We start from the raw sequence: 6776 nt of genomic DNA on the forward strand, positions 1-6776 counted from the left end.
CGCAAGATGGGTATTCAAGCCATTTATCGCAAGCCTAACACCAGCAAGCGCCACCCTGGGCCCAAAATCTATCCGTATTTGCTGCGAACGATGCCCATTGTTCGGCCCAACCAAGTCTGGGCGTTGGATATCACCTACCTTCCGATGAGACGCGGCTTTCTGTATTTGTGCGCAGTTATTGATTGGTTCAGCAGGAAAGTGCTCAGTTGGAGGCTGTCGAACACCATGCATACCGATTTCTGCGTTGATGCGGTTCAAGAAGCGATCACCAAATACGGCAAGCCCGAGATCGTCAACACCGATCAGGGCAGTCAATTCACTAGCCTGGAGTTCACGGAAATGCTCAAAGGTCATGACATACAAATCAGCATGGATGGCAAAGGCTGTTGGCGTGACAACGTGGTGATCGAACGATTCTGGCGCACGGTGAAATATGAGGAGGTGTACCTTCGGGCCTACGAAACAACATCGGAAGCCAGGAAGTACTTGCACGAGTACATTGCGTTTTACAATACCGGTCGAGGCCATCAGGCCTTGGATTACAAAACCCCTGACGAGGTGTATTTCGTCAACCAAGTTGCGGCATTGGCCGCTTAACCCGCAGGGCTGGATGTTTATTAAAAATCCACAAAAACTGTCCGACTAAATGAGGCCTGCTCTACCAGTTGTCATTCAATCAATTCTTCCCACACATATCCGCCATGTTCATCCAAGCGAAGAATGCCCACAGACGCCTCAGTCGGGAACTCGATCTTATACTGTCCGCCTTCATCAACAATTTGCCTCCAAAGTTGATCACCGGAACGATTGGACTGAAAGTATAGGATTGCAGTCGAGTCATCCGAAGATCGGTCTGTCAGCAAGGTCCCATTCGCCAAATCCGGATCACCGTTACATGGAACGACATGCAAAGCACGCTGCCCATTGGACAGTGGGCGAACCGGCAAATGAAAAACTTGTTCATCGCATCGGTTGTTTGTACAGGCCAACTCGGCATCGCGAATCACAACAGCACGGACACATTTTTGCGCAGTGTCGCCAATTTTGGGACCAAGAAATAGCGTGTTTGGTTGGATGCCTTCATATAAAACCACGCCAGAGCCGATGCGCTGTTCGTCTTTGCCACTGCAACCCTGAGTTAAGGCCATCAGTGCTGTAATTGCTGCGCAGGAGCAAATAATCCTTAGCATCGTTTTTTCCTCAAGCAGAGCAAGGAATCTAGGAGCACCGAACAGTCCAATAGGTCATTCCGCCGAAAAAACGGTGCGTTCTTTAGATTGGTTAAACTTCCGGTTGCACCGCCTGAGTAATGTTCAATATGTAGCATTGGATGAATTCCTTGACCAAGACTTCCGATTTTTCCAATTTGTTGGCCAGCCACAATCATGCTCCCAATTTTAGGCGCAGACCCTGTTTCGATCTCGCTATATCGAACCACGCCGAGTAAGCCATGATGAATCGTAACTTGGGAGGTTCCAAGATAGAAAATCCCTGATTCAATAACGCGTCCATCTGTAATTGCGATCACTGGCGAGCCCAAAGGGGCATACAAGTCACATCCCGCGTGCATTCTGCCCTTGCTACGTTTCGTACCGAAGCTCCGGGGGTGTTGTTTATAAGATTGGGCTTCAAGCCACTCCGGTACCGGCCAGTATTTATTCATTCTTAATGAGTCATCTTAAAAAGGTTGTTTGATTTCCCGTTTCAGTAGGTCAATAGAAACCAACCGGACATTCAAAAACTTACGTAACAAATCTCACAGCCAAAGTTGCATCTTTACTTTGAGTGTCTCCTGTAAAATGCAAAGGGTTGTATGCCACTTGAGCAGCACCATGAAACTCAACGCCGATCTGTCCCTGCGTGCCGTCGTCAACAGCACTCAACTTGATTGGGTGGCCTCCCCAGCCCCTGGGGTGTGGCGGAAAATGTTGGAACGCGATGGCGATGAGGTGGCACGCCTCACGTCGATTGTGCGTTACGACCCAGGTTGCGCGTTTCCAGAACACGAGCACGGTGGTGGCGAGGAGTTCTTTGTGCTGGAGGGCACATTTGAAGACGAATGGGGAGCTTACCCCGCAGGCACTTTCGTAAAAAACCCGGTGGGCACCCGGCATTCACCCAAGTCCAGCGAGGGTTGCATCATCCTGGTCAAACTGCGGCACATGCATCCGGCTGATCAAACCCCCGTGGTGATCAACACCAACACCGCGGAATGGCGGCAGGGCCTGGTGCCTGGCTTGAAAGTGATGCCCCTGGACAGCTTTGAGACGCGTCACACCGCACTGGTGCAATGGGCGCCCGGCACCCACTTCAACATGCACCGCCACATGGGGGGAGAAGAAATATTCGTGCTGAGCGGCGTGTTCTCGGATGAGCATGGCGACTACCCCGCTGGCACCTGGATACGCAGTCCACATGCGAGTGCCCACACGCCCTTCAGCAAATCGGGTTGTACCATCCTGGTGCGTACAGGCCATCTGTGAAATTGGCACGGTTTGTGTCAATTTCATGACATGTCGTTTAGGGTGAATCCACAAATCCCTTTTGGCATGTATCCAGTATCAAGGCCGTTGATCCAAGGTGCATGCGATGCGTTATACCCCTGTTGCCGTTGTTCCGCTTTTTACAGCCATGTTGCTTGCTTGCAATGGCAGTGGGGGTGATGCAAGTGCAGATGGTCGAGTGGAGGGGCAAGAGAGCACGCCGAGTATTCAAGCCGGTGGTGATCAGCAGGCCCCTGAGCGCAGCACCATTGAGCTGCGCGCCTTGGTGCAAAATGCAGAGCAGGATGCCGTGGTGGCCTACGCCTGGTTTCCAGCCAGCGAAGACACGGTGTATTTTGGTCCCTCAGGCCGCTCGGATGAGTCCATCCTGCGTTTGCCCTTGCCCCAGGTGGCTCAAGACACGCCAGTGAACTTTGTGGTGCAGGCAGAGCTTGCCAGTGGTGCGGTCCTGCAAGATCAAGTTCAAATCACCATTCAAAACACCTTCAACAACGCCCTGCCCACCGTGGTGCTGCAAACCCAAGCGGTGCAGCAAGACTTGCAGCTGCGGGCCAGTGCTTGCTCCTCCACCGACAGCGACGGCAGCATCGCCACGTACCAATGGCGCAATGAAACTTTGAACCTCCAATACGAGGAAACAGGCTGCAATCTGAATGTGCAGTTGCCCAACTCCCCAGTCGCGCAAACTTACATCCTGCGGGCCATGGCCATCGACAACCAGCAGGGCTTGGGCTTCAAGCTGTTTGAGGTGAGCACGCCTGCTCGGGCCAACAACACTTTGCCTATTATTCGGAGCACCACGGCGCTGCCTGAGCCAGTACGTCCTTCTGAAACACTCACCTTGCAGGTCGATGCAAGTGATGCTGATGGTGACGCACTGTTCTACCAATGGACCCAAACCGGTGGTGCAGCCGTTGTTATTCAAAACTCAGACCAGGCCAAAGCCCAAGTGGTGGTGCCCGCCGATTTTGCAGACCAAACGCTGCAGTTTTCAGTGCAGGTGCGCGATACGCAGGCTAGCAATGCACAGGCGCCAATGCAGCAGGTGAGTGCAGCTGTGCGCCGTGCTGCACATGGCACTCCGAGCCTGCTTGATTGTTTGCAAAACCCCGCTCGCGAGGGTTGCCTGCTCTATGGCTTGCAAACGGCGCCCCCTTTGGGCGCACAACAGCCGACCAGCGCCCAGTATTCTGCCGGCCAATGTAATCCATTCTATGGTGCTGGCATCAGCGGACAAGGCTATGTCCACTTGCTTGGGGCCATGCACGAACACACGGCTTATTCGGATGGTCAAGCCAACACCGATCCGCTTCAGGTGTATCAGCAAACCCGGGATAGAGGGCTCGATTTTGTGATGTCCTCGGACCATTCAGACAACCTGTCAATTCCGCTTGCCTTGCCCGACCCAGACAACTGTCAAAGCCAACCGTTGTCTTGTGTTATTTCAGACCCCGACAACCTGCCCAACAGTTTGAACAAATGGCAGGCCACATTGGATCAGGCCAACCAGATCAATGCAGAGTCTCCTGGCGTGTTCACGGCAATGCGCGGTTTTGAGTGGACCTCCGATCGGTTTGGCCATGCCAATGTGTATCTCAGCAAAAACAACATCAACGCCAAAACAGGCCCGGGCTACGCCGTTTCCATGGATCTGTTCTGGCAGTGGTTTGTGTTGTCGCCACAATTGGGCGGCGGAGGTGACGGCATCATGGTGTTTAATCACCCCGGCCGCGAAGATGCTTTACACAGCGCGTTCTTACAAATTGGCGAGGGCATGGGCCAGGCCACCCGCATGGCCATTGCACTGAATGCCTTGAATGTGTTCCAGCAGGGCGACCCTGCATACGCTTTCAATGATTTTAAATACGTGGCCCCAGCAGACTACCGTGTGGTAGGGCTGGAGGTGTTTGGCAAGGGCGATGAATACGACACGGATGGCAGGTTTGGTTCATGGTACGGCCACGCCTTGGACAAAGGCTGGTACTTAGGGCCCGTGGGTTCAGAAGATCATCACGCCACCGACTGGGGTGGTGGCAGCTTGCCCAAAACCGTGGTGATTGCACGTTCCAACAATCGGGACGACATCCGCGAGGCCTTTCTAGCCCGGCGTTTTTACACCGTGGCCCAGCAGGAGAACGCCCTTCGATTGAGCTTTGAAGCTTTGCAGGGCGCGCAGCGCCAGCCCATGGGGTCGCGCATCGGCACTCGAGCAAACACCGTAGAGTTGGCTTTTAGCCTGCGCAGCACCCAGTCCATGGACGTTTTGCAGGGCATATCATTTGAACTATTTGGTTCGCAGGCGGGCCCCAGCAGCAATCCAGAGCAGCGTTATGTACCGTTGCAAACCCAAACGGGCGCGAGCGGACGTTTTACAGTGACACCTGCCGATGGCAAAAATTGGTACTTTGTGCGAGCCAAGCGGGGGGATCGTATTGTGGCTGTGAGTGCGCCCATCTGGATTTTTAAGGGGCGTGACCCCTTGCCAGAGTGCGTGGCCGATTAGCTTAAAACTCTTCTGCCCAACGTTTGAATTGCCCCAGCGAGCTTTTGAACAGGTGGTCGATGTCGGCCAGGTGCTCATCCACAAACTCACGGATCACAGAGCCAGTGCTCGCGGGCTGCACTTTTAAGTGCGCCTCGCATTGCCCGTCGGCATTGCTCACGCGCATGCCCAGCTTTTGGGCGATGCGCAGCATGGCCTCGTTTTCCAACAGGGTGTAAATAAACAGCATTTCAACACCCTCGTTGCGCGCTCGTCGCAGTGCGCGTTGAAACAGCAGAGTGCCCAGGCCATGACCGCGCATATCGGCCGTCAGCGAAATTCCCAATTCCGCACCGCGCGGGCCCTTGGCCTCTTCACCGGGGTTAAGCACACCCAAGTGCACCACGCCCAGCAGGGCTTCGTCCCGCCCAAAAATTCCAAACACCGAATCACGTTCAAAATTCAGATTGTTGACGTACTTGGCAATGGCAGCGTCACCGAGCGCGTAGCTGAAGCGCAGGCGCCGGTCTTCCTCGTTCAGCGCCAACAAGTGTGCAAGAATCAGGGGGCGATGCGTGTCATCCAGCTCCACAATCGGCACCTTGGACAAGCCCAATATGGACGCGGCCCGGCGACCCAGCACGCTGGGAACATCAAACCATTCAATGGGCTCGGAAGACATGGCAAACTCGATGCAAAGTGTTGAAATTCTTAAAAGATGCACCCATGATCCATCAAGAACCAGCCCCCCTGCAAGCCGGTAGCACTGCTGTTGGAGGCGGTATTCAAATCAAGCACCTGGGCTTGGTCGACTATTTGCCCACTTGGCAGGCCATGCAAAACTTTACCGACACGCGCGGGCCGGTCGATTGCGACCAGGTCTGGTTGTGCCAGCACCCGCCTGTATACACCCTCGGTTTGGCTGGCGACCCTGCACATTTGTTGCAGCGCGGCAACATTCCTCTGGTCAAAACTGACCGTGGCGGGCAAATCACCTACCACGGGCCAGGGCAAATTGTGGTTTACCCCCTGTTGGACTTGCGCCGTTACGGCTTGAGGGTGCGCGAATACGTGCATCTGCTGGAGCAAGCCATCATCGACGCCTTGGTGGAGGTGGGTGTGGGCGACGCTCAGCGCAAGCCTGATGCGCCGGGTGTGTACACCATGCAACAGGGCGCCTTGGCCAAAATCGCCGCTTTGGGCATCAAGGTTCGTCGCGGGTGCACCTACCACGGCCTATCGCTGAACGTGGCCATGGATTTGCAACCTTTCCTGGGCATCAACCCATGTGGGTATGCAGGGTTAGAAACTGTCGATTTGCATCGCATTGGTGTTAATATTTCATGTGATGAGATGCAAACCCGTCTAATGAAAAAATTGATTCATCACCTTGAAGCTGCACAACAGGCAGTGGCAAAGTAATTTCTGGCCCACCACCCCGTGGTCAGCAGGAGCAAAACGTGTCTGAGTTCGAGCAAAAACCCGTCGTGGCCCGCAACCTTGAGGCGGTCACTGACCCCACGGTCAAACAAAAGGCTGCTGCCAAAACCGCTCGAATTCCCATCAAGATTGTGCCCATCGAGCAGCTTAAAAAACCGGAATGGATACGCGTCAAGGCCGGTTCCCCCAGCACGCGCTTTTACGAAATCAAGCAAATTCTTCGTGAACACAATTTGCACACTGTGTGTGAAGAGGCTTCTTGCCCCAACATTGGTGAATGTTTTGGCAAAGGCACCGCCACCTTCATGATCATGGGGGACAAGTGCACGCGCCGCTGTCCGTTTTGTGAC

General features: G+C 54.3%; 7 protein-coding genes and 1 pseudogene. 5 read left to right on the forward strand and 3 right to left on the reverse strand.

The genetic code is table 11. The features are described 5' to 3' along the window. Positions 1-597 (forward strand): IS3 family transposase (locus ACEQU8_RS12815; RefSeq protein ID WP_370264125.1); only part of this gene is annotated, 597 nt, incomplete at its 5' end. 71 nt (positions 598-668) lie between these two features. Here the strand turns inward: ACEQU8_RS12815 and ACEQU8_RS12820 are convergent. Both ACEQU8_RS12820 and ACEQU8_RS12825 read right to left on the reverse strand, forming a co-directional pair. Further along, complete coding sequence (locus ACEQU8_RS12820; protein WP_370264126.1) at positions 669-1190, reverse strand: hypothetical protein; 522 nt, start codon at positions 1188-1190, stop codon at positions 669-671. Beyond that, positions 1184-1663, reverse strand: a complete 480-nt coding sequence (locus ACEQU8_RS12825) for a M23 family metallopeptidase (protein ID WP_370264127.1) — start codon at positions 1661-1663, stop codon at positions 1184-1186. The genes ACEQU8_RS12820 and ACEQU8_RS12825 overlap by 7 nt, the downstream gene beginning before the upstream one ends. A gap of 169 nt (positions 1664-1832) precedes the next feature. Between ACEQU8_RS12825 and ACEQU8_RS12830 the strand changes: the two genes are divergently transcribed. Further along, entirely contained in the window at positions 1833-2483 is a 651-nt protein-coding gene (locus tag ACEQU8_RS12830) for a cupin domain-containing protein (protein WP_370264128.1), read from the forward strand. A gap of 106 nt (positions 2484-2589) precedes the next feature. Then, positions 2590-5007 (forward strand): hypothetical protein, encoded by a 2418-nt coding sequence (locus tag ACEQU8_RS12835; RefSeq protein WP_370264129.1) that lies wholly within the window; start codon positions 2590-2592, stop codon positions 5005-5007. Between the two features lies 1 nt (position 5008). On the opposite strand, the gene ACEQU8_RS12840 is transcribed toward ACEQU8_RS12835, so the two are convergent. Beyond that, complete coding sequence (locus tag ACEQU8_RS12840; RefSeq protein ID WP_370264131.1) at positions 5009-5668, reverse strand: GNAT family N-acetyltransferase; 660 nt, start codon at positions 5666-5668, stop codon at positions 5009-5011. Between the two features lie 44 nt (positions 5669-5712). Here ACEQU8_RS12840 and lipB point away from each other — a divergent pair, with 44 nt between their 5' ends. Together lipB and ACEQU8_RS12850 are read left to right on the forward strand one after the other, a co-directional pair. Beyond that, on the forward strand, positions 5713-6408 hold the full coding sequence (gene lipB / locus ACEQU8_RS12845; protein ID WP_370264132.1) for a lipoyl(octanoyl) transferase LipB: 696 nt from the start codon (positions 5713-5715) through the stop codon (positions 6406-6408). A 38-nt stretch (positions 6409-6446) separates the two neighbouring features. Next, a pseudogene (locus ACEQU8_RS12850) lies at positions 6447-6776 on the forward strand (lipoyl synthase); the annotation flags it as partial.

Origin of the sequence: Limnobacter sp., from assembly GCF_964228395.1 — a bacterium.
Classification (GTDB): domain Bacteria; phylum Pseudomonadota; class Gammaproteobacteria; order Burkholderiales; family Burkholderiaceae_B; genus Limnobacter.

Excerpts from the sequence above, each read along its gene's own strand:
- ACEQU8_RS12820 (WP_370264126.1), bottom strand. The coding sequence starts at position 1,190 with ATGCTAAGGATTATTTGCTCCTGCGCAGCAATTACAGCACTGATGGCC.
- ACEQU8_RS12825 (WP_370264127.1), bottom strand. The coding sequence starts at position 1,663 with ATGAATAAATACTGGCCGGTACCGGAGTGGCTTGAAGCCCAATCTTAT.
- ACEQU8_RS12830 (WP_370264128.1), top strand. The coding sequence starts at position 1,833 with ATGAAACTCAACGCCGATCTGTCCCTGCGTGCCGTCGTCAACAGCACT.
- ACEQU8_RS12835 (WP_370264129.1), top strand. The coding sequence starts at position 2,590 with ATGCGTTATACCCCTGTTGCCGTTGTTCCGCTTTTTACAGCCATGTTG.
- ACEQU8_RS12840 (WP_370264131.1), bottom strand. The coding sequence starts at position 5,668 with ATGTCTTCCGAGCCCATTGAATGGTTTGATGTTCCCAGCGTGCTGGGT.
- lipB (WP_370264132.1), top strand. The coding sequence starts at position 5,713 with ATGATCCATCAAGAACCAGCCCCCCTGCAAGCCGGTAGCACTGCTGTT.